Below are 25,072 nucleotides of genomic sequence, written 5' to 3'. Positions count from 1 at the left end.
AGAGGCAACCCTTCCATCACCAGTTCCTCGTGAACACTAGAGAGCAGCATTTTTCACAAAGAGTATATCATTACTTCTCAATACATGTACTGTAACAGAAGTAAGCATAAAATGGCGTCCTTTTCGGGCTGTTGCAAACGGTGACGAGAAGCAAATCGGAGACAGGCCCAGGATACGTGAAAAAATCTCTCACTTTGAGTAGTTTTCTCACGTATCCTGGGCCTGTCTCCGATAGGGACACGCATCCGTTATCCGAAACTGACCCAAAGAGGGACAAGCCCTATCTGGCGTTCGGTTCCTGCTTCAACGAACAACCTGCCTGGATCTACCAGGTCTTACAGGATCTCCACAGGCGTACATTCCGGTGTCACTCACCGTACAAGGAGGAATTCTAGCAGAAACGAGATACGAATGCAAGAGCAACAGATGTCAACAGAAAGAACTCTTTGTCCACTCTTCAAGAAACTTGTTTTAACCCCCGCAACGCGGATTCGATTCGCCTTACGCGGCGGGTTGGCCGATGAGTTCGAGCGAGACCGTCCACAGTTTCTGTGCGGTGTCCGGGTCAATCGCCCACTGCTTGACGCCGTCGCCATTTTTGAACAAGTCGGCGTCGTTAGGCACCGTGTGGGCCTCCTGGCCGTCGGTAAGATAGTGCCCGCCGGTGTGGGCGAATTCGGGGCAACTGCCGCGACGAGGGTAGTAGCTGCGCCTTGCTCGACAGTCTTGTAGACGAAGACTCCGGCGGCCTCGGCGGCGGCCAAGTAATCTTTTTGTTTCTGTGTGAAGTCTCTTTGCAACCCGGTGGCGACACCGCCGGGGTTGACAGCGTTGGCGACGATGCCGTCAGCGGCCCAGCGGCGCGTGGCTTCGACCGCGAATAACGAGTCGGCGGTCTTGGACTGCGCGTAGGCCGCCTGCGGGTCGTACTCGCGTCGTTCAAAGTGGATGTCGTCGAACACGACCGGTGATCTCATATGTGCCGTGGAGCTGACTGAGACGATACGTGCCCCGCCCCGTTCGCGGGCACCAACGGCGAGGGCGTCATGCAATCCGAGGCTCAGGGTGAAGTGGCCAAGGTAATTGGTGGCGAACTGCAGTTCCCAGCCTTCAGCAGTTCGGGATAGAGTGCTCGGAATGACCCCTGCATTGTTGATCAGCAGATGTAGCGGGCCGTTCCAGTTCTGGACAAAGTTGGCTACTGAGGCTTGATTGGCAAGGTCCAGAGCGGTGACGTGCACACGCTCATTCCTGGTTGACTTCGCAATGTCCTCAGCTACCTTCGCGCCAGCGTCGGTATTGCGGACTGCGAGGGTGACTTCCGCGCCAGCACCGGCGAGTGCGCGAGCGGTCTCAAGGCCGATGCCAGACGAGGCTCCGGTGACGATGGCACGGACACTGGTGAGGTTGAGACCAGCCACGACGTCCTCAGCGGTGCTTGTGGCGTTGAAGCGGGTTGTGATGAGTGAATTGGGTGTTGTCATGAAAACCTCTTGAAAGAAGCATGAGTGTTTGTGATTGTACCGGAAGGGTGGGGAGTCGTGATTGATAACACACACACCATTTGCCCTGGCACGATCTCATCTACAGGTGACGAAGAGAACCAAAAAGTCAGGGGCATCATACCTGAACAGGCGAATGGCATGATCATGAGAGTTGGAGTCAGATCAGTAGACCAAACCGTGTGGTAATGAGTGCCATACTTACCTTCCTTTCTCAAACTCAGAACCGATAGTCAGACAACGTCTGGCAATCATTTGTTTCCTAAATGAGCGCTTACATACTCATTTAACAGGAAAATTTTTAGGGCCCTGTCACTGCATTCCAGAAAGCGGTAAATCCAGCATCCCAAAAACGATCGGCCTCTGAAGGATGGAGTGCAATGAACTCAATCGTCATATTCATGAGAGAGAGGAGTAAGGCTGTGCCAAATGCATAGGGCTGATCCTTGAGAGCACCATAGGCAAACATCTCTTGAACCATTGCATGAAGAGTTTCGTATCCTTCCATACTCAGGCGTTTGGTCTGTTCCCTAACGGAATCCGAAACGCTCAATTGGGTGATGACTTTGTATTTATCAGGATGGGCAATGCCAAATCTCACATACATGTCCCAAATGTAACGAGCACGGACCTCTAAGCTTGCATGGGCGGGATAGGTGTCGAGCATGTTTGCTCGCACTTCGGCCTTCAATTCCAAATACAATTCATTGAGTAGTGTCTCCTTGGTTTCAAAGTAGGTGAAGAGTGATCCTTCTGAGACTCCGGCTACTTTGGCGATTTTAGAGGTAGGGACACTCAAACCTTGCTCAGCGATCACCTGAACGGCTGCCGCAAGGAGAGCGTCGCGTTTCTCTGGACTTTTTAGTCTTGCCATACACTCTCACCAATTGAATAATGACTGAGTACATACTCATTGTAGCAGGTGTGTCAAGGCTGCCGCTCTCTCTACTTTTCAGAGAGCCGCCAGATTTCTCGCTTGACCCAACGTAAGCCGTGGTTAGGAGTAACTGTGGTGCGCTTTGGATGCCAGGGAAACTTCACACTTCCCTCGGTGAAAGGAATAGTTCTCGTTGCTAGACAGGTTGGACATTCAAAGCGCGAGACCCCCGCTTCTTCTGTTTGAGCACGTGTTACTGAGATAACTTCGGTAAAGGAACATCCGACGGATTTCTGTGCCGGAGAAGGAGTATTTCCAACAGGATCACGTTCTGGCGCACGTTGCCCCACACGAAGTTTGGTCGGTTTGGGGGTCACTTGCGGCATGGGGAGTACCGTTACAGTAGAGGATGCCTTCATCTGGTCGGCTTGGTCAGCATGAGGCACCCTAGATCCGTTTCCGGCTGCTTGTTTTGCCTTTTCCTTTGCTACGTTGGTCGGCTTTTTTACCAGAGCCTGGAATTGTTTGGCGCTCTCGCTATCGTGGCGGGCGATGCTATGTTCGCCCGCCCGCGCTTCCATTTCCAGACTGAACCGTCTGGCCGGATGTGGCATCGTTTGCGTCAGGACCGCTTCGGTCAGACTGGTCCCGTTCTGGATAAGTGTTGCTGCCACTGCGTCCACCAGCCAGTCCTTCAAGACCCTTTGGCGACGTTCTTCTGTATGTACCTATCCCAGATCAATGTAGTTTTGGGAACTTCATTTTTATTGAATACATTGACATACTTCCTTTCGCATGCTAGTGTTGTAAAGCTGTTAGGGCACTCATCAATGGTACTCACCCTTCATCGCTACGCATATCGTGAGGATCAACTTTCTACAAGCCTGAGCTGGAATGAGCATAGACATATGACTGATATTCGTCAACACTTGCCCGAAATTCTCTCCTGTCTACGTCACCACCTTTCTATGCCCCGAGATAATAGGTGCCTTCTACAGCAGGACGTTCAGGCAGCACTCACGCGTCTCTTACCGACAAGTTATGGCATCGGCACTGGCTTGCTGGCAAATATACACGAGCAGCGATCTCATCCTATCGACATCATTGTCTATGATAAGACCATCACGCCTGGTCCGTGGTGCGCTGGCGCGCCCATGTATGATATACGCCAGGCACTACTCGTAATCCTGCTGGCAAATGAACTTGATACGTCTGCACTTCATACGCTCTTGCAAGGAATTGCCAGTGTCAAAATGCTGCGACCAGCGTCTCAGAAGCATACAACGCAGACTGCAACGAAAGCCACCCGTATTGCCAAAAAACTCTTCCCGCTTGGTATTCTGGCGTTTCAAAGCCTCACCGACATTCAGACACGGGATCAGGAAAAACTTTGCCTTACCCTTGATGCCATACTTAAACGCCAGGATGCCGCGCTCCGCCCCGACTATCTCATCGCGCAGACCTATAATCTTTCCTACACGACCCCTCTCCTCCATGGAGATACATTTGAGCAAACCACCATCAATATAGCGCGCGAACCGAACCTGACCAGGCCACATCCTTGCTACATCTGTAAACAAAAATTCGCACGTCGCCATTTTTTCTATGAGCACTTATGCCTCCGTTGTGGCGACCTCAATTATCAAAAGCGAGCAATACGAGCCAATCTTGCGGGACGCGTTGCGTTAGTAACTGGTGCTCGCGTAAAAATCGGTTATGCCACTGCGGTGCGCCTGCTACGCGCTGGTGCGCACGTCATAGCCACTACGCGTTTCCCTTGTGATGCGGCCCGCCGCTATAGTAGCGAACCAGACTTCGACGTATGGCGTGACAAACTTCAGATCTATGGGCTTGATTTTCGCTATCTTCCAGTGCTGGAACACTTTATCGCTCATCTCCACACGACAAATCTCGGCCTGGATACCCTGATCAACAACGCGGCGCAAACGGTATGGCGTCCCCCCGCTTATTACGCCACCCTTCTCGCGAACGAGCAAGCTTCACTCTCAGCTCTACCACCAGAACAGCAGGCTTTAATAAAGCAATTACATCCAGTAGTTCATCATGTTCCATTCGCGTTATCTGAAGGGCAGGGATCGATAGATGCTACACCGCACATATCCGCGACTCATGATGTATATGCCGCAAATACTGCGTCTCTTTTCCCACCGGGCCATTATGATGAACATCAACAACAGATCGACTTGCGGCCTCAAAATAGCTGGAATCAGGGTATCGACGAAATCAGCCTCACCGAATTCCTGGAGGTACAGGTGATCAATGTCACCGCACCATTCCTGTTGATCAGTCAGTTACGCCCACTCTTACGGCGTAGCCCCTTCCCACAACGCTTTATCGTGAATGTGTCTGCAGCAGAAGGGCAATTTGCCCAGGAGAAACTCGGTACACACCCACATACCAATATGGCTAAAGCGGCGCTTAATATGCTCACTCATAGCACAGCCGCCGATCTTGCACGTGACAACATTTTTATGAACAATGTTGATCCGGGTTGGGTCTCACAGCAAGCCCCTATTACGGATCCGGCAACCCGGAAGGATATGCTACGCCTGATGCCGCTCGACATGGTCGATGCCGCCGCACGCGTTTGTGATCCCATCTTCATGAGCCTGAGCATGGGGAAGCCACCCTATGGTCAGTTCTATAAAGACTACCGTCCAGTCGCGTGGTAGCGCATCATCATAAAGGACATATGCACTACGACACATGCTCGTTGGATCAGGAGATTGACAGCGACGTTTGCCTATACTATAGTGAGCAAATCGGGCGCTGCCTGATCGATGTGGGGCATAGTGCAGTGGCAGCACACTGCCATGCAAAGGCAGAAGCGCAGGTTCGACTCCTTGCTACCTCACGTTGTATGTGGGGGCGTGGTGTAGCGTCAGCATACATCGAGGCACCAGGTTCGACTCCTGGTCGCCTCCATTTTTCTTCAAGGATGGCTTGCGTCAGGGAATGCTGATGCTTCGATGCTTCTAGAAAAAGCTTTCAAAGCGAGAAGGTTCGATTCGATATGGACAATGAGGGACGTCTACATCCACATGTGAGTGAAGCTACTGATCCCAATACCGCCTCAAGAAGATTAGCGGAACTCGCTCATGAGCGCGGGCTCCAATCAATTGTGGCAAGCAATCCCTCTACTCCCCCAGCCACGTTAAAACAACTGGGGCGGGCAAAAGATCCTCTCATTCGTCGGGCAGTAACACAAAATCCCAATACACCGCTACCACTTCTACTGGACCTTGCCCAGCAGTTTCCCCGTGAGTTTCTTGACAATCCTGTTATTCCGCTCTTGACCCTGACCCAACCCAACTTTATGAAAGCCGCTCCCAGGGAGACCTGGAAACGTCTGCTCCTGTTTGAGGATCTCCCTTCCTACTGGTTACAACTCCTCACTCAGGAAAACATTGTGGGTATCCGTTATGGCGACGAAATCAAGGTAACCGCAAAATCACATGTCGCATTGGCTGGCGAGGCGACTGGAGCATGGCGCCACCAGGCTCTGGGAGCGCTAGGCGAATATCATCACTACCGAAGTTATACTCAGATAAACATCCATCTCTTTGCGCTTTTTTCACTGGCCTTTCCAGATGAAGTGACAAAGCTCGACTGGTCAAACGACTATCTTCGTCGTCATATCAGCAAAGACCCACAAATCCTTGCTCTCCCTGATCAGGAGCTTTCCGAAATAGTCCTATCCTTCTTTGCGCGCTCACAAGATGACACACTTCAAGGAAAGGCCGCTCGCCATAGACGGACCCCTCCTGGCAGACTTACAACGCTTGCGAGGCATGAGAATCCTGCGATTCGTCGCGGTGTCGCCAGCAATCCCCGTGTCCCACATACGCTCCTACAGCAACTGGCAAGTGATAGCGACGACTCTGTCCGCCGCGCTGCCGCATTTCATCCTCACCTGACGCCCGATGAACTGGAAATCATCGCGCTTGACTCTGCCGCTCCTGTTCGCGCAGCCATTGCCTCACGCCCTCAGTTGAACGCTGCCACCTTTGCGTTCCTTGCTGCGGACACCGAAGTGCTGGTACGAGCCGCGCTGGCTTGTAACGCCCATGCCTCTCTGGAAGTGCTGACAGTTCTGGCCCATGACACTGAAATAGAGGTACAGGCTGCTGCCGCTAGCAACCCTCGCATCTCCAGAGCTCTGATGACTGAACTACAGAAGCAATCCTCAAAGGTCATACATGCTGCGCTCGCAGGAAACGCCCAAACACCTCCCCACATTCTTGCACAAATTGCAACTGATCTCTATCCACATTCCACAATGTACAGGCGCCTCGCGGCTAACCCGCGAACGCCACTCTCGCTCCTGGAAACACTGCTGCAACACAACGATAGACACGTCTGGGCTGCAATTGCGCGTAATCCAAATGCAACCCCTGCATTGCTGACTCGCCTGGCACAGGTTAGCGATGATGATGTACGGAGTGCAGTCGCAGGCAACAAGCATACCCCTATCGCTGTTGTAAGAGAGCTTGCACATCAATCACAGCGGGCAGTCTGGTATGCATTAGCAGCAAATCCGCATACACCACTGGATATCATCGAGCGCATTATTGCGACAGATGATATGGAACTGTGGCGAAGAGTCGCAAGTCATCCGACTCTCATGCGCGCTCATCGGCGTCCCTTTAGAGACCTTTTTATCAAAGAGCTCCAAAAACATCTTGAAACCTCAAGCTTGCCTCGAAACTTTTATGAGATCTTGTTACGGCTTGCACGTCGCTCGTCGACTTTGCAGGGAGCCTTGCTAGAAGCTCTTGTCCCAACCGCCTCGGTGAACTCCTCTCATTGGCCGGAACGCTACCGTACCGCGCTCCAAGAGCAGGCGTCAGATACCGAGCTCGCTGCACTGACCCATGATGGAAATCGCTTTGTGCGGGCTGCGGCCCGCACAACTCTGGCAAAACGCCGACCCAAACGGACAGGTTCCAGAAAAGAGCCTCACGCTTGATCGCTTCTTCACATGAGAGATGCGCGGATGCGGTACTTCCTACCTTTCTCTGGGCCAGTGCGCTTGACTTCCTCAGGCGTTGACATTGAAGAGTTTCTCTATTATAGTGAACAAATCGGGCATTGCTCGATCGATATGGGGTGTAGTGTAACGGTTAACAGGCGCCTTGGCAGGGCGTGATGTGGGTTCGACTCCCAGCCGCCTCATATTGTCTGTGGGGGCGTGGTGCAGCGTCAGCACATGGGGCTCATAACCCTTAGACACCAGGTTTGACTCCTGGTCGCCTCCACGCCTGATTGATACTTCTGCTCTGTTCCCCATACGACAATTGAAGCGATGGTCGATACCCTGGCTGGCAAGAAACATCCGTTAGAGAGTGGAAGTCAGGGACCCCATGCCTTCAGGCCTGTTTCTTACCCACATCTTTTTGGAGGAGCTTCACAAGCCAATCGCACTACATGTGTTTGTGGAACGCTCAACAGGAGAGTTGCCTCCTGCGTAGTTTCACAAAACCTGAAAGTAAGATGTGGGTAAAAGACAGGCCTGAAGGCAGGGGCTTGTACATGCAAGCCTGAACCTGACCAATCTGAGCCTTGAAACAGAGGCTACGTTAGGAGCGAATGCATAGGAGCGTTGGGGTGCTTTGCCAGCCTCAACCGCTTCGGCAAGTGGTTAAACATCTGCACAGGGTGAAGGACGTGCTGCTTGCAAGAAACCGCTCCATAACCTTGACGAGGCACACATTACCTACGAAAGTAGAGGCTCAATTTGAGCAACGCGTTCGTTCTTGACCACAACAAGAACCCATTAAACCCGGTGCATCCAGCAAGAGCGCGGCTTTTGCTCAGCAGTGGGAAAGCCGCCGTGTACAGGAGATACCCCTTTACGATTGTTCTCAAACGGGTGGTCGAGAAACCAGAGGTCCAACCGTTGCGGCTCAAACTCGATCCTGGGAGCAAAACAACAGGGATCGCTCTGGTGAATGATGCCAATGATAAGGTGATCTTTGCCGCTGAACTCTCCCATCGTGGGCAGACTATTAAAGCCAGTCTTGATCGTCGTCGTGCGCTTCGTCGTGGTCGAAGACAGCGCAAAACCAGATACAGAAAATCGCGATGGCAAAACAGAAGACGAAAGCCGGGATGGTTGCCGACTTCCCTGGAAAGTCGGCTTGCCAATATCCTGACCTGGGTCAGGCGATTGTGCCAGTACGCTTCTATTGTGGCCCTAAGCCAGGAGCTGGTTAAGTTCGATCCGCAATTGCTGGACAATCCCGATATTGCGGGGATTGAGTATCAGCAGGGAAAGTTGGCAGGTTACGAAGTCAGAGCATTTTTATTGGAGAAGTGGAACAGAACATGCGCCTACTGTGGGAAGCAAGATATTCCGCTTCAAGTGGAACATATCCAGGCACGTGCCAATGGTGGCACCAATCGGGCAAGTAATCTCACCCTCGCATGTCAGCCGTGTAACAAGGCCAAAGACACCTTCCCGATTGAGGTGTTTCTTGCGAACAAGCCAGAGGTACTCACGCGGCTTCTCGCCCAGGCGAAAAGGCCCTTGAAGGACGCAGCGGCAGTCAATGCGACGCGCTATGCCTTGTTGGAACGGCTTCAAGCGGTGGGCTTGCCAGTGGAATGCGGCACTGGAGGGTTGACAAAGTACAATCGAACGCAACGAGGGTTGCCCAAGTCTCATTGGCTCGATGCGGCCTGTGTTGGCAAGAGGACGCCTGAGGTGCTTCATGTGAAAGGGGTTGTGCCATTGTTGATGACAGCAACAGGGCATGGATCACGGCAGATGTGCCGTGTTGACCGCTATGGCTTTCCACGTGGTCGTGCCAAACAAGCCAAGAAGGTCTCTGGCTTCCAAACAGGCGATATGATCAAAGCGGTGGTCACATCGGGCAAAAAAGTTGGTACCTATGTGGGGCGAGTGGCTGTACGCAGCACAGGGAGTTTTAATCTCACGACGGAGCAAGGGACCATACAAGGAATTCGCTCTCGTTTTTGCCAGCCCGTCCACCGAAGCGATGGGTATGGATATCGGTATGGGGCATCCTTCCCATTGCCCCAAGAAGGAACGCCTCTTTCCTCCCCACGCCTCAAAGGGCAGGGGGCTCCAGAGGCGGAGGTTCGATGACACCTGAAGCCTTATCTCAATTTCTCCATAAACTGGTAGAGCACCGCTTGCTGTTGAGCACAATGATCTGGGGACCGCCTGGCGTCGGTAAATCGAGTATTGTGGCCCAGGCGGCGCAGGCTCATAATTTGGAGATAGTCGATCTGCGTCTTTCGCAACTAGCCCCTACTGATCTACGTGGTCTCCCCGTGGCCGATAATGGTATCTCACGCTGGTATCCACCGGAATTTCTTCCACACGAGGGTCGGGGGATTCTCTTTCTTGATGAGCTTAATCTCGCTCCGCCAGCGATGCAAGGTATGGCACAGCAATTGATCCTGGATCGACGAGTAGGTGGTTATGTGGTGCCTGATGGTTGGTTTATCTGGGCTGCCGGCAATCGCAAAGAGGATCGAGCCGCCGTCTTTGATATGCCTGCTCCGCTCGCCAACCGCTTTATTCATCTGACCGTCGAGCCACATTTCGAGAGCTTTAAAGCCTATGCGCTAAAGAACGATATTCATGAGCATGTGCTGGCATTTCTCTCGTTTCGACCTGCCCTGTTACATAAGCTAGACCCGCAACAACCTGCCTGGCCCTCGCCTCGCTCCTGGATGATCGCGAATACGCTCTACCAGGTTGGGCTCGATATCGCAACCGTTGTAGGTCTTGGTGTGGCTTCAGAATTTGCCTCGTTTACGCAACTCTACCAGCAAATACCTGACGTAATGGCAATTCTTCGGGGGGATGGAGAAACCATTGATTTTCCCAAAGAGCCATCGACACGTTATGCGCTTACCATAGCGCTGACGATGCGTGCCACAAATATACAAGAAAGTTATTGTGCCTTTCAATGGATTGCGACCAAAGCAGGTACGGAATGGGTGCAACTGTTCGCAACCGATCTCTTCCGGCAGGCACAAGCGCGCAACGAACTGGGTCGGCTAGCAACTCTGGTGCAACGTGACAAGCGTTTACAGCACATGTTCGCCGACTATATGTCGATGCTAGGTTGACATCTCCCCATGGCTCAAGCCAGGGGATTCTCACCCTCGCGTGTGAGCTTTCCTGCTTCGTTGGAGGTTGCCGCCAGAGTGACTTGTCACGCTCTTGGTCTTACACCGCCTCCACAGGCATTCACTTTCCCTGAGCCCCAGGGGAGTTTCTCAATATTGCAAGTGGGAACGTGGTTCTTGTCCCCGTTCATCAACTCACATGGTTCTCGTGAGTTGGCAATGGAAAGAGAGTGGACATTGGTGAGACACGCTCGTGCTTTTCCCCACGGGAGCGATGTACCGTGGAACGCCCAAACACTCTTCCGTTTTCAATGGATTGCTGATCTCTTCTCATTGAGCTCTTCAACACCGGAAAGGAGAGCGCCATTCATCCCCATGTCTGAAGAACAGGGGTCTTCTGGCGCGCTTAGATAAATGTATGGCACAGAAGAAACAAAGCGATGCGCTACAACGACAGATTACCGCCAGTATCCTCAAACTACGTATCCGCTCACCGTTCTTCGCCACGCTTGCGCTCTTCGCCCACCTCTTTATTACTGAGAGCATACCCACAGCCGCGACAAATGGACGCGACATCTTTTTTAATGAACAGTTCTGGAGCCATTTGACGGAACCAGAGCGTCTGGGAGTCGTTGCACATGAGATCATGCATGCGGCGTTGTTACACGTTCCCCGACGAGGCTCTCGCGAACCACAACTGTGGAATATTGCGGCAGATATCGTTGTCAATGGCATCGTGCTTGCCCAAGAAGGGTTCGCACTCCCAGCAGGGCATATACGCGAAAAGTCGTTAGAACATCTGAGTGTTGAAGAAGTCTATCATAAGTTGCAATCCCATTTTAAGAGGCATCCACATTTGGGTATGCCTGACCTGCTTGACCCAACTGATCAGGAAAAGCGACCATATGCTGAACTTGAGCAATATTGGCGGCAGGCCCTTCAACAAGCGCAGACACTTACGGAAGTGATAGGGCAGGGGAAGGTTCCTGCTGGATTACAACGTGAGATATCCCATCTGAACCCGGCACAGCTCGATTGGCGATCATATCTATGGCGTTTTCTAGGACAAACCCCAACTGATTTCCAGGGATTTGATAGACGCTTTGTCGGACAGGGACTGTACCTGGAGGCACTGGAGGGAGAGACGGTACGTGTCTACGTGGCGGTCGATACCAGTGGCTCAATAGGCTCGGCTGAGATTGCCCAATTTTTAGGAGAGGTAAGAGGCATCTTGAGTACCTATCCGCATCTTGAAGCCTCTCTGTATTACACTGATGCTGCCTGTTATGGGCCTTACCCCCTGACCCTCCAGAGTGCGTTTCCTCAACCTATTGGAGGAGGTGGTACCGATTTCCGCCCCTTTTTCCGAGCCGTTATGGGCGAGCATGATGCGGTGCAACCCCGAGTCTGTGTCTATTGTACGGATGGCTATGGAACCTTCCCTACAGAAGCACCTCCCTTGCCAGTACTCTGGGTGCTGTCCCCAGGTAGCCTGGATATGCGTGCGATTCCCTTTGGCGAAGCAGTACGACTCATTCCTGATATGTGACGACTCCCCACGCCTGAATGGCTGTCTTTAACTCACATTTCCATTTTGGTAGAATGGAGAAGTCAGATACCCCGTAGCTGTGCGCTAGGGACAAGCCCCTAGCGCACAGCTACGGGGTATCTGACGAAGTGTGGTATGAAACGCTTCCAGAATTAAGCCAGACGACATCAATGACCGTTGCTCCAGGTGATAGAATTGCTGCGGTTATGGAGCTTGAGCCTGGAAGTCATAAGCAGTGGGTTCTCTCGTTGCAAGATGTGACCCAAGGAACCATGTATACCACCAAAATCACATATCCATCGAGTCAAGTCTATGCTGACTTCATCGTTGAGGACCCATATATCCATTCCATTGAAATGGATGCTCCACTCTTTCCACTGCAACGCTTCTCACCGGTCCAATTTACGAATGCTCAAGTGCATTATTTCGATGGGTGGTATTCCATTGGGGCGTTAAAGATGTTGCAAATCTCTATGGCACAAAATGAAGAGGTGCTTGCTTCTCCGAGTCGGATTACGCTTCCCGATTCATTCTCGGTTCGACACGCTTGAAACTGTTATGATTGAAATGGGAAGAATTTATCAAGACCCACATTCCGCAGTTTTAATCTGAAAAAAAATAGAATTGTTGAGAGGCAGGCCCCAATAAAGAAAGGATCTGATGATGCAATGGTTGCAAGCGGAGGACAAGCGATTGCGTGGTGGCTGCGGTGCGGATGTGCAACAATTCAACGCCTTCAAAGCATTGGAAGACCCAGCGCATCGTCGGTCGAGCCGTGGGCTTGTTGACTTGATTGGGGATAGTTTGCCCAGTTGCCTCTAATTGCTCACGCAAGCGATGTTCCGCCAGACGGTACACCAACAAGGCAAGCACCATGATCAAGCTCAGGGCCACGATGCGTTCTGGCTTTTTCACAAAAACCGAGGACGCCAGGAACAAGGGATCTTTCAGGAACCGGAAGCCCCGTTCGACGCTTCCCTGTTCCAGATACAGGTTGATCAACGCATCGTTGGATATCTCGGCTTCATCCACCACATTGCTGGCAATGACAAAGCAGGCTTTGCGCTGGGCGAAGGCCAACAGTTTGCTTTCGTTGAGGAGAACCTGGGGCGTGACACTCCAACGCACCCCGCTTGGCTGCGCATTGCGTGCAGGACGGCCTCGTCCTTCAAAAACCGCCTGGCTCTTCAGTTCCATCGAGGCATCCAGCCACTGCGGCAGCCCTTTGAGACTTTGTTCCCAGGCCTGTTGCGCATCCTCTCGGCAGGCAAATGCCTTCGTGCTCACATGCCACACCTTCTTGCTCCACATTTCCAGTTGCTTGTCGGCCTGCTTGCGCGCCGTCTGCAACGCTCGCTTGATCCCAGCATCACTGCGAACGATGATCCACCGCTCAGGCCCCTGAGGCAGATCCATGTGCTGCACGACCAGGTGACGAATTCCATCGGCACTGGGTTGCCACGCCTCCTCGTCTTGCATCACGGCGGCTTTGGCTTCTTTGCTCGTTTCGGGGACGCGACTGACCCACCGTACCCCAGTTTGATTGAGCTGGCGCATGTTCTCTGCACTGTAGAGGCCACTATCGGCCACGTAGAGCGGGTTTTCCTCGGGTTCTGTCTCTTGCAATTGGGCATGCAGGTCGGCAATCACCTTGATCAGGCTCTCTTTATCGCTGCGGTTGCCCGAAAGCGGCTGCAAAAAGAGCGGAATATCCCCTTGATGGGTGGTCGCCAGAGCCAGCATCCACTGTTTGAGATCTTCGCGATGATCGCGCGAGTAGCCATAGGTGACTGCAATGACGTGCTCATGTTCCTGCTCGGTTTCATAGGCTCCATTCACCGAAAACGAGGTCGTATCCACATGCACGTGCTGGGCTGTTATCCCAAAACGTTGCCGGGCCTGATGGGCAATGCCAGCGAACACCGTGGTCACATCGTGCTCATAGAGCCAATCAAGGGTACGTCCCAGGCAATCATCATTGAGCATGTCCGCGCTGATGCCGGCTCCCAAGAGGTGCGCGACCGGTTTATTTTCGAAGAATTGTGGCACCAGATAGAGCTGACGATTGGCAAAGCCCAATCCATTGAGAATCATGGCGACAGTGGAGGTCCCGTAACTCACTGCGCGCTGTTGGTTGGGTTCCAAGGCATCCAACCACTGCGCCAAGCCCAATTCCTGGCACACGCCCGCCACAATGCCCAAATGGTCCAAACGTTCGTTCTGGTAATCCTCAGCTCGTTGCATGCTTTTTCTACTCCTTGCGCGTTCTGAGATTACCTTATCCAATTTCAGTTTTCCTGTCAATTACCCTGCGGAATGTGGGTCAAGAGTATCAAATGTGGGTTTAATGTTGTCAAATACTCGCATGCTAAAAACAGTAAGCATCTGAGACAGATGTTTTTTGTCATGTACGAGAAAATGCTGCTCTCCACAATTTAATAGTTGAACACGAACACAAAGTCGTGATCGGCTTGGGGTGACTCGCCCATTTCTTGTGTATCTCTTGTTTTTAGCCTGTGCCAGTGTTCAAATGAGAGTACCTTTAATTGGCAAAGGCGCTTCGGTATGTTTGCCTGTCATATCCCGAACACTGAGAGCTTGCTTCTGTATTTGGATACGAACCTATTTTTGAGCAAGTGAAATATGCAATACGAGCGCAGATGGTGAAAGAAATTAACTGCTACATTTGTAGGCTTCCCCTATATCATGTGGTTTTATTGTTGCCAGCTTGATGTCCACTGATCAATCGTTGGATACATATACGATAGTATGCTTGAGGTAGGAGCCTTTTTTCTATTGTCTTGCTGTTGTTGAATGATAGTATCGATCTCCCATGATCGATGATCATCGAGAAGGAATCTCATGCAGAAAACGGAAGCGCAGATGCGTATTCCTCTGAAACGTCATCCTTATCTGTCCAACAATAGATGGCTTTTTCTTCTCCTTCCAGTTCTCTCTTCTGCCTATTACATCCTTTTCAGGTGGAAGCCAATAGGAACAAGTTTTCAATCTCTTCTCATCAGTTACATCTTGTTGTTACCTATGGTGGGGGTATTGCTTTTTTGCGTATTGGTTCATGCGACCATGGCTGACGCCGCCACCAGTGCTGCACATCACGCATGAGGGAATCTACTTGCCTGGACCGTTGTTGTACAGAGGCTACCTGCCAGCGATCTGTACTCCTATGTTTCTTTACTGGTACGAAATACGAGCAATTTTTCCGTATCTGGCCCCTGATGATGTTCCAGTCATTGGTTTTGATGTCTACAACGACGAAGCGATATTTGCTCGCTCAATGCAAAAGAATGCTCCTGGTCCTCTCCAATCCTTCTTGCTTCGGCAACATAAACGCATCGTGCATCACAATGCACTCTATCTGACCCCAATAAATATCCGCCAAAGTGCTTTTCCCTCTTCTGCTGAAGACGTTCTTTCCCAGATCCACATGCACTTTGCCGCAGAATTACAAGAGCATCGGGTGAGCATTCTTGGGCAGCAGGATTGGAGATCGATACGTTTTTTTCGTGGTTTCCGTCTCCCGCAATGACCCGAAGAAGTCTTTGCCGGAGACGGTGGTGGATGTGCTGAAGGTGTGTGTGCAAATCGAGGGGGAGTGTGACCCCGAGACGGTGCGCAACGTGCATCGTCAACTGAGGCGGTGGCGGCGAGGGATGGGCCTGCGCGAGGAAGGGTGGATCAAGGTGCGAAGCGTGCGTGGGCATGGTCCATATGTGTATTATCGGTGGCGGCTGCCAGGGTCGAGGAAGGTGCAGACGAAATACTCTGGGCGCTATGACGCATTATTGTGTGAGTTGGCGCTTGACGCGGGTCTGGAGCCGTCACGTTGATGGGTTTGGTGAGACCTGTGTGGTGGAGGGAAAATTTTTTGAAACGTTGTGAGCCAGGTGCGTAAAAGGCGACGCGTGGGAGGACCATCGACTGCTTCGCCAGGCGCGTGTGTGTCACTGGCAGGAGCAGGCGCGTCCTGGAGGTGATCTGTGTCAAGGAGCGCGCCTGCGAGGGATGCATGTGCTCGTCGCCAGGCGCACCCGTGTGTGCTGATGTGAGTGTTGAAGGCCTGGTGGCGTCTCTTCGTGTTCTTCTAGCATTTCTTGGAGACGAAGTTCGCCTTGGAGGGGTTGAACCCAGAGCAGGCGTGCATCCTCTGGCAGTTCCGTCCCGTCGCCCAATGCGAGCAGGTTCAGACTATCATCAAGCTGACTCACGGTGACCCAGTCTGGGAAGAGGCGAGTGGTGGTATCCTCCAGGAGGACCTGCCCACGGATCTCTATAGTCGCGATGACCTCATCTTGTTCTGTAAAGCGGGCTGCGGCCTCGCGTATGGTTTGGATGTGCTCAGGTTTTTTCATAGATAGATGTGTGTATTCTAACGTATTGCCATCAATCTGTATACTCCTGGTCCAACAAGCTTCCTCTCCTGAGCCAAAAAGGTGCTAATGTGTCATGAAGAGGGTCATGTGTATCACTGTGCGGAAATGAGAAGAGAGGTTGTCTCGGGTTGGCCCAGATGATGGGATGCTCTGCCTGGCAGTGATAAGGCGTGTTGTCACCTGCGTGTGAGAAACACTGTGAAATGTTGTGAGCCAGGTGTGTAAGGGGGGTTGTGTTGCAAGAATGATAAAGGGAAAAAACTGGGTACGAAGAGTGGCTCACTTTGATCAGTTTAGGCAGCCATCCCAAATAGATTGGCAACCCTGGATGTTCTTGTAACCATTTCGCCAGGGTAGATGCCTCACGGTCAGGCAGCAGTTCAATGGGAAGACGCTTTTCCAGATCGATGAGGATCGTACCGAACTTTCGCCCCCGGCGGAAGCTCCAATCATCGACTCCAAGGATGCGAGGAGTGGCATGAGCAGTCTCAGGGGCGCGTTGGATCAGCCGAAGGAGCGTGTCAGAGCTGCTGGAGAGACCCATGCCTGCCACCAGGCGTCTCCCGGCTTCTCCGCCAAGAGCAAAGCTAACCAAGGTGAAGACATCGGTGAGTCGCATTGTGCGTCGCGCATAGGGCGCAACGACGGTGGGAAGCCGCTCGGTGAAAATCTGGCGTGGGCACTCGTGATTCTGGCAAAAAAAGCGGCGGGTATGCAGTTCTAACCGCACTGCCCATCCCATCCACGGCAAATCGGCTCCCAGGTGCGTGTAACGGGAATGCACTTTCTCTGAAGAGTACTGACACACTGGGCATTGCGCCTGTGGAGGGGCTGTTGCCACAACGGCTGTAATGAGCTGAGGAGAGGCTTGCAAGCAGATCAGATGCAAACACTTTGCATCAGGTAACAACGCTGGGTTTGTTGGAGATGCCATCGGAAGAACTCCTTCCATCATGTCCACGCAGATCGCTCATGTTCTGAGTGTAGCAGAAAGATGTTTCCGATGACATAAAAAACTCATGAAGATCCCTACTGATCAAGCAAGAAACCAGTATTTTTCATCAAAAAAGCGGATGACCCAGTATCATATGACGAGGTGTCGTGCTCTACCGGGCTTACTCTTGCTCGCTTGTGGTATTTTGTGCGAAAACATACTACAATACTCTTCTAAATGCTTTGGCATATCATCCAAGGTATGAGGAGAGAAAAGATGGATATCATCAGCATACTCAACAACCCCAATGGCTTTGCGACCCTTGCTATCCCTGTGCTGCTTGTCGTCCTGTTGCTATGGGCTATCTTCAACGCTCTCAACAGTGGCTGGTACAAGTGTAATGCGCCTGGATGTGAATTTCGCACACGTGATCCAGAGGCAGCGGCAGGTCACACAGCGCTTCATGGGATGCATAAAACGGTGCCAGAGGACTGAGGGAGGTAAACTGAAGAGAAGAAATAAGCCCGGCTCAGCGCCGGGCGTCTTTATTCATGCTCACGTGATGCTGAGCCTATCAACAAGCCTTCAACCAACTGCTCCGCGACCTCAAAAAAGACACCGCCTTATCAAACAAGGCATAAGCACATTCCACACCTTTTGGGCTTCGGATATCAATGCAAAAATTTGAATTGCGTCCTAACGGAACTACGCTCAGTGTTTATGCTTTCGGCTACGTTCACCGAGCATATGAGGGAATTCCGAGCAAAGCGTCTGCTTCAGATAAGTGCGAATCAGGAAATTCCTGTCTCTATCAATCTACAGCTTAGGAAGCTGATTCTCCATATTGTGCCTTTTAGTGCATTTGCATTGGGTGAACGTATTGATTTGCGGCTCACTTGACTCATAGACACAAATTATTTGATTTTAGATGTAAGGGTCCGACAAGCCTCTCGCGAAAGGAAGAAAATAATCGGATTGATGCCAAACTGCATTGCTTCTTAGACGCGCACAACAAACTTTCAGTTCGTATAGGTAAGATACGGTATAACTAGCCTATTTAGGGTATAGCGTGTAGACAGTGAAGGCTAATGAGAATTGAATCTAGTTATCTGGTGGGCAATGGGCCAGGATCCCCAAGAAGCAATGGCTTCTCAGGAGCGATAATTTGGGATCACCACTGTAGCAGATAAGAACGGTGCTGTGGTCTAATAAGGCAGTTAATAGTTGAAACACCAAGTAGATGCAAGGGTGACTGGTTGAGGTGATCAACGGCCATGTACGTTCCTCTCCATCTCTTGAAAGGAACACGAAGAGATGCATCCTCAAGAGCGATCTCTGTTAAGTATGCCTTCTGCTAGCAAGAATCGTATTTACTAACCAACGAGAGAAATCTGTTGCGAGGGACGTGCCTGGCTGGCAATCTCATATTTCGTGGAGAAGGCATGTGGGTTGCAATAGATGTTGCGTCGAGCAAATGGTTCTGGCGATTGCTGCCGTAAACGCTCTTGTACTGCCAGCCTTTGTGCTCCCAGACCAGTAAACCATGGGTGCGAAAGGTGATAGGTCGTATTCGTGACCCATAAAGGGCAAGGCAGTTCATGGCGTTGACATAGGTATTCTACTGTCGCTGCACAAAACGCAGCCCACTGGTGCTGTTCGAGAGACGCCTCGTGTGGTTCTTCAATGGGATCATGGATAAGCGCTGCTCGCTGGTTAACGGCATAGGCATACCAGTAATTGAGAAAATCGCCGAGGGCCGTCCAGGGGCGTTCTCCTTCAAGGATCAAACGATAGGTTGTGCGTATAGTGTGTAGATCGTTCCACATAACGTGTATTCCTCTTGGCTGGAACAGAGTGCTTCTTGTCTATTATACCATGTTTGTGACCAATAGCTGACTAGTTTTAGAAGAGTGCATCAAGCGTGGACGTCAGGTTACATTCCATTTGCCACTCCTTAGATGCATAGCGATCAACCAATGTTTGCGCTTGTTCACGTGTCTTAATGCCAATGTGCTCGCAGAGGGCGAGAATATCATCTTCATCGCGATCTCTTCCAGCCAGGAGTTTGAGAGCGAGGATATAGTTAACCTGCGGAATATAAATTTCAAGGTTGGGATACGCACGCCAGAGGGAGAGAGGTCCCGTCTCAGGGGAGAACGAAGCGACAATATCGTTCATCCAGTCTTGTTTGAGATGAAAGCGTCTTGCGACAGCCCAAATAGCAGCACGGAAGGCTTTTGTCTCGTCGCTGGGATTCATGGTATCGGGAAATGAGAGCGGGATGACATCAACATCTTTGGTTGAGGTACGATTTTTCAGAAACAGCATCATGTAGACGCCACCCACGACCACAAGTCGTGCTGGTTTCTTAATGGCGGAACGGGTGCTTAAGGCTTCATCCAGCGCTTGTAAGTATATATCAATCTCGTTACTTTGCATAAAAGTGGTTCCCTTTCATAGATGTATCTTTTGAGAGAAGAGTAGTAGAACACACGAATTAAGTAGTATGTATCCTATCACAGTGTAGGGCAGTTCGTTACATATCTCACTCTTGAGCGGCTTTTTCTGTCTCTCGCTTATGGGTGCTTTGATATCCATCGGGCATAGTAGCACCTTTGAGTGATTTTGCCTTACTCTAATATGGTACACTGACGTTGCTTCATGCCTTTCTCCTGATCTATGAGACAGCTCGAATAATAACTGGAAATACTTCTAGCATGTCACATCGACACGCGAATAGCACGAATTTTTTGCTAATCGACGTGAGTTCTGGATAAATCGGCCATTACCAATATTGTTTCTCCAGCATTCAGATGCTCTAATCAAGAGGCTTCTATGTCAGCTTCAAAACTCAACTAGAAAAGGCCCTAAGACAGATGAAGATTTTACAGACCCTTACCAGGCTTTATATTCGCAGGGAACAACTTGCCACCAGCGTGAAGTTTTATGAAACACAGTTTCAGGTGAAAAGCAGCATGCGTGTCACTTTTCCTGAAGTTGGTTTGGAGGCAGTACAGGTGGGACCGTTGCTCCTCTTTGCTGGCCCAGAACAAGCTCTGGCTGCCATCAGAGGCACGCACGTGAACGTCCTGGTTGATTCAGTTAAAGAGTGGTACGATTTCCTGAGCCAGCAGCAGGGAATCGTCTTTCTCGAAGAACCTCATTATGCGGCAACAGGTTGGGAAATGCGTGTGCAAAATCCTGATGGGGTCGTGTTCAAATATGTCGAGCCCAGTTCTGGAGACGGCATAGGCGTCAAGTTAAGCCCCAGTAAACCCCATCAAGAAGTTGATGGGAGGTACTGGGGCGCGTACTTCGAGCGGGGATGGAAGCGCTTCCCAACAACGCTTCACGGATACATGCAAGGGCTTGAGAAAGAGGGATATATCCACGAATGCCGAGAACCAAGAGCGAGAGTTGATCTCGAAAGAGATCAGCACAGAGCATCCAATTACGGTGAGGATCATCCCAACAACTCTCAAGGAGAACCCAATGTTCCACGAGCATAGCGATCAGCTTAGCATAGAACTCACAAAGAATATGGTCGGGAAGCTGGCTGCTCCATTCATCCACATGCCCATGACTCTTCCAGAGCTTGAAGAGCAATTCCACCTGCCAACGCGCCCGAAACAGCAGGAGTGCTTCTTCTGCTGAGAGGCGTTCCACAGGCGCATTGGTAACAATCAAGGTCCAGCGAGCAAGGGCAAGAGCATGTGAGGAGGGCACATGCCCTTGCTTGTTGGCCTTGTCCAGCAGATGCTCACGGCGTTTCTGAGCTACCTCATCAGAGACAGGTAAGGCAATAATCCGCGCATTGAGCCAGAGGGAGCGAATGGAGCCTAAACGGACCGAAAGATCAATGACTGTGTCGGTCAAAGCGGACAAGTGAGATGCCAAATCCAAGCGTTGCCCCTCGGGTGTACTCACGGCCAAATTGCCTCGTGGGCGAATGACAAAAACGACCCCTTGTTGGTCCATCTGACGCAACTGCTTGAGGGAGTAATAGGCAGCATCTGCCACCCACACACTGCCTTGCCCGCAAGGCAGTGTGTGGGTGCTCGTTCGGCTATCATGATCACGTCCCTGATGGAGTGCTGGCCCGTCCAACCTGCCACTGCGCAGATCCCAGCGCACGCCGAGTTTGACAGCCGATGGAGATGCATTCCCTCCGCTTCCTTTCCAGAGCCAGGCGAGAGCCGATGGCAATTCAATACAGGTAGTATCTTCGAGGAGAACTGCAGGGAAACGAGCTAGGAGCCCAACAGATAAAGAAGACGTTAGAAGGAGCGTGTGAACTGCTTGCTGTAACACGCTCAAGAGCCAATGCGCTGTGTTCTTTGTCAAGCGTTCAAAGATTGCTTGTTTACTCACTCTCACCCCCACCGAGTGCGCAAAGCGGGCCAGTTGACTGGGACCAGCTAATGGATGTTTCAGCCAGCCAAAGACGAGTAAAAGCAGCAAGGTGCTCGCAGAAAAGCAACGATGACGGACAATCAATCCTTGTTCTTGAGCCAAACGAGGCGCATCTTTATAGATCAATTCCTCTAAGGCCTGGCACAAGGGTGCTCTACTTTTCATAGAAAAGCTCCTGTTTCTGATAGCAGTTTGCCTACTTCTATCATGACACAGGAGCTTTTACCTGTCAGGTTGAGATCTCTTCTCTTAACTTGACGCCTATGGAGCCCAGTTCTGGAGACGGCTCTTTTTATCAGGTTGTGTAAGTAACGTGAGTTCTGGATACGTGCGCTCCATCGACGCACGTATCCAGAACTCACGTTAATCAGGGGAAAATTCGGGGGAATTTGGTTCTTTTCTCAAGTGCCACTGTAGTGCAAAGCTTGCAAGCAAACCAAACACCAGCCTTGTAGCGGTTGGCATAGGAGGGAGCGGAGGATTGAAACCCAAGAAGCGTATCATGATGCGCTTCTGCATGAAGTAGCGGTTCCCTTGAGAGGGAGTAGAGGATTGAAACAACAATGTCGTGCAAGATTTCGCATCCCAGTACCTTCGTAGCGGTTCGGTCGTGAGAATGAAGGTGTGGGCATGGACCATATGTCTATTACCGATGGCGAGAACCAGGGTGGAGGGAGGTGCACACGAAGTACTATGGGCGCACTGAGAGTCTCTTGTGTGAATTGGCGCTTGATGTGAGTCTGGAGTCGTCGCGTTGCTGCGTGTGAGACTGGTGTGGTAGTGGGAACATGTTGTGAAACGTGGTGGGCGTGGAGGGTAAGAGGCTGGGCAGTGCGTGAGCTACGGCTGCTTCGCTAGGCGTGTGTGTGTCACCGGCAGAAGTGGGAGGGGCCTGGGAGAATCTGCTTGAGGGAGCGCGCCGGCGAAGTCAATCAGCGAGCGCTCGATCTCGCGTGAGTGAGATGGTCCCAGCCAGCCAGAGGCAACCCATTCACGCTACTATCTTGCAGGCTTTGACGCGAATCTCATCGGCTTGCACATGTTGCAGATCCAATTGGGCCGTTTCGACGATATCTTGATGAACCTGTTGGCAGTGAGCTCCGGCTCGATCTCGCCAGCTGCTTGACCGGATCATGGGCAATCCTTTAGAGTAGGGAACAATGAGGAGACAACATGAATTTTCAAGAGGAGGACAAATTTCATGAAATGCGAAAGCAAGCGGGCATTCTTCCGTCATTCTCCTTTCTCGGTTCAGATCAGGTTCTCCGCTATCGAAAAATCGTAGAGGCACTGGCACAGCGAGATCATTACATCGAGGTGTTGGAAGCAGTATTGGATGTTCTCGGAAAACATTTGCGAGGAAACCTAGAACAGTTTAGAGACACACTTCCTGCGGTATTTGAGGGAGCAGAAATAGCAGATTTCGAGTCTCGGCGTTATTATGTCCGAGTGCTGAAGGCTCTGTTGACAAGCGTTGAGGACAGGATACCTGAAGAGACACGCTTCCCTGATTTCGAAACGCTTTCAGACGATATATATCTTCTGCCTCTCAATATGCCTGAGGGCAGGGAACAATGCACGCTACTTGATCGGATTTCCAAGCAATTTGACGCTCGGGACAGCCATATCCGCTTGTTACAAAGAATGGTGAAGGAAAAAGTGCGGAAAGAATTTTGACTGGTGTAAAGTACCTAATAATATACTTGTCGTCGACAGCGCGCCCATGTGTGCTATGAAGGGTTAAAACAAGTTTCTTGAAGAGTAGACACATAGTTCTTTCTGTTGACATCTGTTGCTCTTGCATTCGTATCTCGTTTCTGCTAGAATTCCTCCTTGTACGGTGAGTGACACCGGAATGTATGCCTGTGGAGATCCTGTAAGACCTGGTCTATCCAGGCACGTTGTTCGTTGAAGCAGGAACCGAACGCCAGATAGGGCTTGTCCCTCTTTGGGTCAGTTTCGGATAACGGTTGACCCCAGCACCTAGCGTGGAGCCACCCAGGTGCTGATGACCTGGCCGGAGCGATCATCAAGGACGATGCGAGGCACCGCTCTGCCTGCACGGGATACGACGACCCATTGGGTGATCGGTCCAAAGAACAGAAAGCGATGCCTGGGCCAGCAGGAGAATGGTTCCTGCCAGAGCAGATCAGGCCATCCTTGTGCTTGCGCGATGGCATGGGCACGTTGTAATGCTTCACCACGAGTCATGTGCACTCCTGAGACATCTCGTTTGGTGTCGTCTGTCGCCCTCTTAATCCTCTAGAACGACCCACTTGTCCGCTTCAGCTCTCTCTTCTTCTGTGTGCTGATGTGAGCGAGGCATGAACCAGGTGCGCTTGCTAGTGTTCTTCGAGCATTTCTTGGAGGCGCAATTCGCCCTGGAGGGGGTGCACCCAGAGCAGGCGTGGATCCTCTGGTATCTCTGTGCCATCGCCCAGCCCAAGCAGGTCCAGGATGTCGTCAAGATGGCTCACGGTGACCCAGTCCGGGAAAAGGCGCGTGGTGGTATCTTCTAAGAGGACCTGTCCCCGGATCGCGATGGTCGCGATGGCCTCAAATTGTTCGGTGAAGAGCATTGCCACCTCCCGTATGGCGTGGACATGTTCAGGCAGCGGGAGCAGGACCGATTCGCTGATTCTCATTTCCACACATTCCCCTTCTTCTCTAGAAAGCTGCGTATATTCTATCATGTTGTCATCAATGTGTCTACGTTTTGTGCTGTGAGCGCCCTCCATGTCCTATAGTCGTTATTGTTTATCGTTGGAAAGGCTGTTGGCCCCTGCTCTGGTTGAGGATTGGAGAAGGTGGATGGAAAGGAGGTAGGAGAGGGCAGGGGGAGTGGAACTGGAGGGCAGGCGCTTCGTGTGCGTTTCAAAACGCACACGAAACGCCCGAGGAATGCCTGGTCTTGCCGGTGTGGTGCCAGGTGGTTGGGGTGGTCATCCTGCAATGCCTCGTGCTCGGTTCTGCCCAGGTGATAGGACGCTCTGGCTGGCGGTGAGACAGGAGCGTTGTCACCTGCGTGTGAGAAAAAATATGAAACGTTGTGGGTCTGGTACGTAAGAGGATAGGCGGTGCGAGAACTGCGGCTGCTTCGCCAGGTGTGTGTGTATCACTGGCAGGAACTGGGGCGAGGTCTCTGCGCCTCGCTCAGAGGGTGGTGAACGAGGAGGGTGTGTGCCTCACGGAGATGGGAGTGCAGGATGGTGTGAGGAGGGACGAGGGAGGCGGTGAGGGCGAGATTGAGGATGTCGAGGGCTTCGGTAAGAGAGATAT

At 51.6% G+C, this 25,072-nt stretch carries 22 protein-coding genes, 3 tRNA genes and 1 pseudogene; 14 read left to right on the top strand and 12 right to left on the bottom strand.

The genetic code is table 11. From position 1 onward, the window contains the following. Nucleotides 1-501: 501 nt before the first annotated feature. The 3 genes and pseudogenes from K3T82_RS26610 to K3T82_RS26600 form a co-directional block, all read right to left on the bottom strand. Nucleotides 502-1,484: pseudogene (locus tag K3T82_RS26610) on the bottom strand (SDR family NAD(P)-dependent oxidoreductase). A 319-nt stretch (nucleotides 1,485-1,803) separates the two neighbouring features. Continuing rightward, nucleotides 1,804-2,376 (bottom strand): TetR/AcrR family transcriptional regulator, encoded by a 573-nt coding sequence (locus K3T82_RS26605; protein WP_220196595.1) that lies wholly within the window; start codon nucleotides 2,374-2,376, stop codon nucleotides 1,804-1,806. A 71-nt stretch (nucleotides 2,377-2,447) separates the two neighbouring features. Further along, nucleotides 2,448-3,062, bottom strand: coding sequence for a hypothetical protein (locus tag K3T82_RS26600; RefSeq protein WP_220196594.1), 615 nt, complete (start codon nucleotides 3,060-3,062; stop codon nucleotides 2,448-2,450). Nucleotides 3,063-3,287: 225 nt separating this feature from the next. Between K3T82_RS26600 and K3T82_RS26595 the strand changes: the two genes are divergently transcribed. The 9 genes from K3T82_RS26595 (at nucleotide 3,288) to K3T82_RS26555 (ending at nucleotide 12,606) form a co-directional block, all read left to right on the top strand. Continuing rightward, nucleotides 3,288-5,072 (top strand): SDR family NAD(P)-dependent oxidoreductase, encoded by a 1,785-nt coding sequence (locus K3T82_RS26595; protein ID WP_220196593.1) that lies wholly within the window; start codon nucleotides 3,288-3,290, stop codon nucleotides 5,070-5,072. Nucleotides 5,073-5,183: 111 nt separating this feature from the next. Then, a tRNA-Cys gene (locus K3T82_RS26590) sits at nucleotides 5,184-5,255 on the top strand. Nucleotides 5,256-5,413: 158 nt separating this feature from the next. Further along, entirely contained in the window at nucleotides 5,414-7,369 is a 1,956-nt protein-coding gene (locus K3T82_RS26585; protein ID WP_220196592.1) for a variant leucine-rich repeat-containing protein, read from the top strand. 136 nt (nucleotides 7,370-7,505) lie between these two features. Further along, nucleotides 7,506-7,576: transfer RNA gene (locus K3T82_RS26580), tRNA-Ala, on the top strand. A 9-nt stretch (nucleotides 7,577-7,585) separates the two neighbouring features. Then, nucleotides 7,586-7,658, top strand: a tRNA-Met gene (locus tag K3T82_RS26575). A gap of 479 nt (nucleotides 7,659-8,137) precedes the next feature. After that, complete coding sequence (iscB, locus tag K3T82_RS26570; RefSeq protein WP_220196591.1) at nucleotides 8,138-9,511, top strand: RNA-guided endonuclease IscB; 1,374 nt, start codon at nucleotides 8,138-8,140, stop codon at nucleotides 9,509-9,511. Next, complete coding sequence (locus K3T82_RS26565) at nucleotides 9,508-10,506, top strand: AAA family ATPase (RefSeq protein ID WP_220196590.1); 999 nt, start codon at nucleotides 9,508-9,510, stop codon at nucleotides 10,504-10,506. Before iscB ends, K3T82_RS26565 begins: the two co-directional genes overlap by 4 nt. Nucleotides 10,507-10,924: 418 nt before the next feature. Continuing rightward, a complete protein-coding gene (locus tag K3T82_RS26560) occupies nucleotides 10,925-12,055 on the top strand; it encodes a vWA domain-containing protein (RefSeq protein ID WP_220196589.1) in 1,131 nt (376 codons plus the stop codon). A 128-nt stretch (nucleotides 12,056-12,183) separates the two neighbouring features. Beyond that, complete coding sequence (locus K3T82_RS26555) at nucleotides 12,184-12,606, top strand: G1 family glutamic endopeptidase (protein WP_220196588.1); 423 nt, start codon at nucleotides 12,184-12,186, stop codon at nucleotides 12,604-12,606. Nucleotides 12,607-12,658: 52 nt separating this feature from the next. Here K3T82_RS26555 and K3T82_RS26550 read toward each other — a convergent pair whose 3' ends face one another. Then, nucleotides 12,659-14,299, bottom strand: coding sequence for an IS1634 family transposase (locus K3T82_RS26550; RefSeq protein ID WP_220193725.1), 1,641 nt, complete (start codon nucleotides 14,297-14,299; stop codon nucleotides 12,659-12,661). Nucleotides 14,300-14,917: 618 nt separating this feature from the next. Between K3T82_RS26550 and K3T82_RS26545 the strand changes: the two genes are divergently transcribed. The 3 genes from K3T82_RS26545 to K3T82_RS26535 are packed head-to-tail and all read left to right on the top strand — an operon-like array spanning nucleotide 14,918 to nucleotide 15,903. Further along, entirely contained in the window at nucleotides 14,918-15,178 is a 261-nt protein-coding gene (locus K3T82_RS26545) for a hypothetical protein (protein ID WP_220196587.1), read from the top strand. A 10-nt stretch (nucleotides 15,179-15,188) separates the two neighbouring features. Beyond that, the gene (locus K3T82_RS26540) at nucleotides 15,189-15,602 is read left to right on the top strand and encodes a hypothetical protein (RefSeq protein ID WP_220196586.1); all 414 of its coding nucleotides are present in this window, start codon (nucleotides 15,189-15,191) and stop codon (nucleotides 15,600-15,602) included. A 13-nt stretch (nucleotides 15,603-15,615) separates the two neighbouring features. Next, nucleotides 15,616-15,903, top strand: coding sequence for a hypothetical protein (locus K3T82_RS26535; RefSeq protein ID WP_220196585.1), 288 nt, complete (start codon nucleotides 15,616-15,618; stop codon nucleotides 15,901-15,903). 153 nt (nucleotides 15,904-16,056) lie between these two features. Here K3T82_RS26535 and K3T82_RS26530 read toward each other — a convergent pair whose 3' ends face one another. Both K3T82_RS26530 and K3T82_RS26525 read right to left on the bottom strand, forming a co-directional pair. Beyond that, nucleotides 16,057-16,425, bottom strand: a complete 369-nt coding sequence (locus tag K3T82_RS26530; protein ID WP_220196584.1) for a hypothetical protein — start codon at nucleotides 16,423-16,425, stop codon at nucleotides 16,057-16,059. Nucleotides 16,426-16,456: 31 nt separating this feature from the next. Next, on the bottom strand, nucleotides 16,457-17,380 hold the full coding sequence (locus K3T82_RS26525; protein ID WP_220196583.1) for a transposase family protein: 924 nt from the start codon (nucleotides 17,378-17,380) through the stop codon (nucleotides 16,457-16,459). Nucleotides 17,381-17,656: 276 nt separating this feature from the next. Here K3T82_RS26525 and K3T82_RS26520 point away from each other — a divergent pair, with 276 nt between their 5' ends. Then, nucleotides 17,657-17,875: a hypothetical protein gene (locus tag K3T82_RS26520; protein WP_220196582.1), complete on the top strand. Its 219-nt coding sequence runs from the start codon at nucleotides 17,657-17,659 to the stop codon at nucleotides 17,873-17,875. Between the two features lie 878 nt (nucleotides 17,876-18,753). Here the strand turns inward: K3T82_RS26520 and K3T82_RS26515 are convergent. The 4 genes from K3T82_RS26515 to K3T82_RS26500 form a co-directional block, all read right to left on the bottom strand. After that, a complete protein-coding gene (locus tag K3T82_RS26515; protein WP_220196581.1) occupies nucleotides 18,754-19,206 on the bottom strand; it encodes a hypothetical protein in 453 nt (150 codons plus the stop codon). Between the two features lie 76 nt (nucleotides 19,207-19,282). Next, nucleotides 19,283-19,819, bottom strand: a complete 537-nt coding sequence (locus K3T82_RS26510) for a DUF6036 family nucleotidyltransferase (protein WP_220196580.1) — start codon at nucleotides 19,817-19,819, stop codon at nucleotides 19,283-19,285. A gap of 816 nt (nucleotides 19,820-20,635) precedes the next feature. Then, the gene (locus tag K3T82_RS26505; protein ID WP_220196579.1) at nucleotides 20,636-21,958 is read right to left on the bottom strand and encodes an IS4 family transposase; all 1,323 of its coding nucleotides are present in this window, start codon (nucleotides 21,956-21,958) and stop codon (nucleotides 20,636-20,638) included. Between the two features lie 826 nt (nucleotides 21,959-22,784). Next, nucleotides 22,785-22,928 (bottom strand): hypothetical protein, encoded by a 144-nt coding sequence (locus K3T82_RS26500; RefSeq protein ID WP_236031586.1) that lies wholly within the window; start codon nucleotides 22,926-22,928, stop codon nucleotides 22,785-22,787. 38 nt (nucleotides 22,929-22,966) lie between these two features. On the opposite strand from K3T82_RS26500, the gene K3T82_RS26495 reads away from it, so the two are divergent. After that, nucleotides 22,967-23,470, top strand: coding sequence for a hypothetical protein (locus K3T82_RS26495; RefSeq protein ID WP_220196578.1), 504 nt, complete (start codon nucleotides 22,967-22,969; stop codon nucleotides 23,468-23,470). A gap of 306 nt (nucleotides 23,471-23,776) precedes the next feature. On the opposite strand, the gene K3T82_RS26490 is transcribed toward K3T82_RS26495, so the two are convergent. Together K3T82_RS26490 and K3T82_RS26485 are read right to left on the bottom strand one after the other, a co-directional pair. After that, the gene (locus tag K3T82_RS26490; protein WP_220196577.1) at nucleotides 23,777-24,004 is read right to left on the bottom strand and encodes a hypothetical protein; all 228 of its coding nucleotides are present in this window, start codon (nucleotides 24,002-24,004) and stop codon (nucleotides 23,777-23,779) included. 131 nt (nucleotides 24,005-24,135) lie between these two features. Beyond that, nucleotides 24,136-24,438, bottom strand: coding sequence for a hypothetical protein (locus K3T82_RS26485; RefSeq protein ID WP_220196576.1), 303 nt, complete (start codon nucleotides 24,436-24,438; stop codon nucleotides 24,136-24,138). Nucleotides 24,439-25,072 lie beyond the last annotated feature (634 nt).

The sequence above is a fragment of the Ktedonospora formicarum genome, assembly GCF_016587355.1.
In the GTDB taxonomy this organism is placed as follows: domain Bacteria; phylum Chloroflexota; class Ktedonobacteria; order Ktedonobacterales; family Ktedonobacteraceae; genus Ktedonobacter; species Ktedonobacter formicarum.
This window is presented reverse-complemented; position numbering and strand designations above follow the sequence as displayed.

Excerpts from the sequence above, each read along its gene's own strand:
- K3T82_RS26605 (WP_220196595.1), bottom strand. The coding sequence starts at position 2,376 with ATGGCAAGACTAAAAAGTCCAGAGAAACGCGACGCTCTCCTTGCGGCA.
- K3T82_RS26595 (WP_220196593.1), top strand. The coding sequence starts at position 3,288 with ATGACTGATATTCGTCAACACTTGCCCGAAATTCTCTCCTGTCTACGT.
- K3T82_RS26585 (WP_220196592.1), top strand. The coding sequence starts at position 5,414 with ATGGACAATGAGGGACGTCTACATCCACATGTGAGTGAAGCTACTGAT.
- K3T82_RS26565 (WP_220196590.1), top strand. The coding sequence starts at position 9,508 with ATGACACCTGAAGCCTTATCTCAATTTCTCCATAAACTGGTAGAGCAC.
- K3T82_RS26560 (WP_220196589.1), top strand. The coding sequence starts at position 10,925 with ATGGCACAGAAGAAACAAAGCGATGCGCTACAACGACAGATTACCGCC.
- K3T82_RS26550 (WP_220193725.1), bottom strand. The coding sequence starts at position 14,299 with ATGCAACGAGCTGAGGATTACCAGAACGAACGTTTGGACCATTTGGGC.
- K3T82_RS26545 (WP_220196587.1), top strand. The coding sequence starts at position 14,918 with ATGCAGAAAACGGAAGCGCAGATGCGTATTCCTCTGAAACGTCATCCT.
- K3T82_RS26530 (WP_220196584.1), bottom strand. The coding sequence starts at position 16,425 with ATGAAAAAACCTGAGCACATCCAAACCATACGCGAGGCCGCAGCCCGC.
- K3T82_RS26525 (WP_220196583.1), bottom strand. The coding sequence starts at position 17,380 with ATGGCATCTCCAACAAACCCAGCGTTGTTACCTGATGCAAAGTGTTTG.
- K3T82_RS26520 (WP_220196582.1), top strand. The coding sequence starts at position 17,657 with ATGGATATCATCAGCATACTCAACAACCCCAATGGCTTTGCGACCCTT.
- K3T82_RS26515 (WP_220196581.1), bottom strand. The coding sequence starts at position 19,206 with ATGTGGAACGATCTACACACTATACGCACAACCTATCGTTTGATCCTT.
- K3T82_RS26510 (WP_220196580.1), bottom strand. The coding sequence starts at position 19,819 with ATGCAAAGTAACGAGATTGATATATACTTACAAGCGCTGGATGAAGCC.
- K3T82_RS26505 (WP_220196579.1), bottom strand. The coding sequence starts at position 21,958 with ATGAAAAGTAGAGCACCCTTGTGCCAGGCCTTAGAGGAATTGATCTAT.
- K3T82_RS26500 (WP_236031586.1), bottom strand. The coding sequence starts at position 22,928 with ATGATCCGGTCAAGCAGCTGGCGAGATCGAGCCGGAGCTCACTGCCAA.
- K3T82_RS26495 (WP_220196578.1), top strand. The coding sequence starts at position 22,967 with ATGAATTTTCAAGAGGAGGACAAATTTCATGAAATGCGAAAGCAAGCG.
- K3T82_RS26490 (WP_220196577.1), bottom strand. The coding sequence starts at position 24,004 with ATGACTCGTGGTGAAGCATTACAACGTGCCCATGCCATCGCGCAAGCA.
- K3T82_RS26485 (WP_220196576.1), bottom strand. The coding sequence starts at position 24,438 with ATGAGAATCAGCGAATCGGTCCTGCTCCCGCTGCCTGAACATGTCCAC.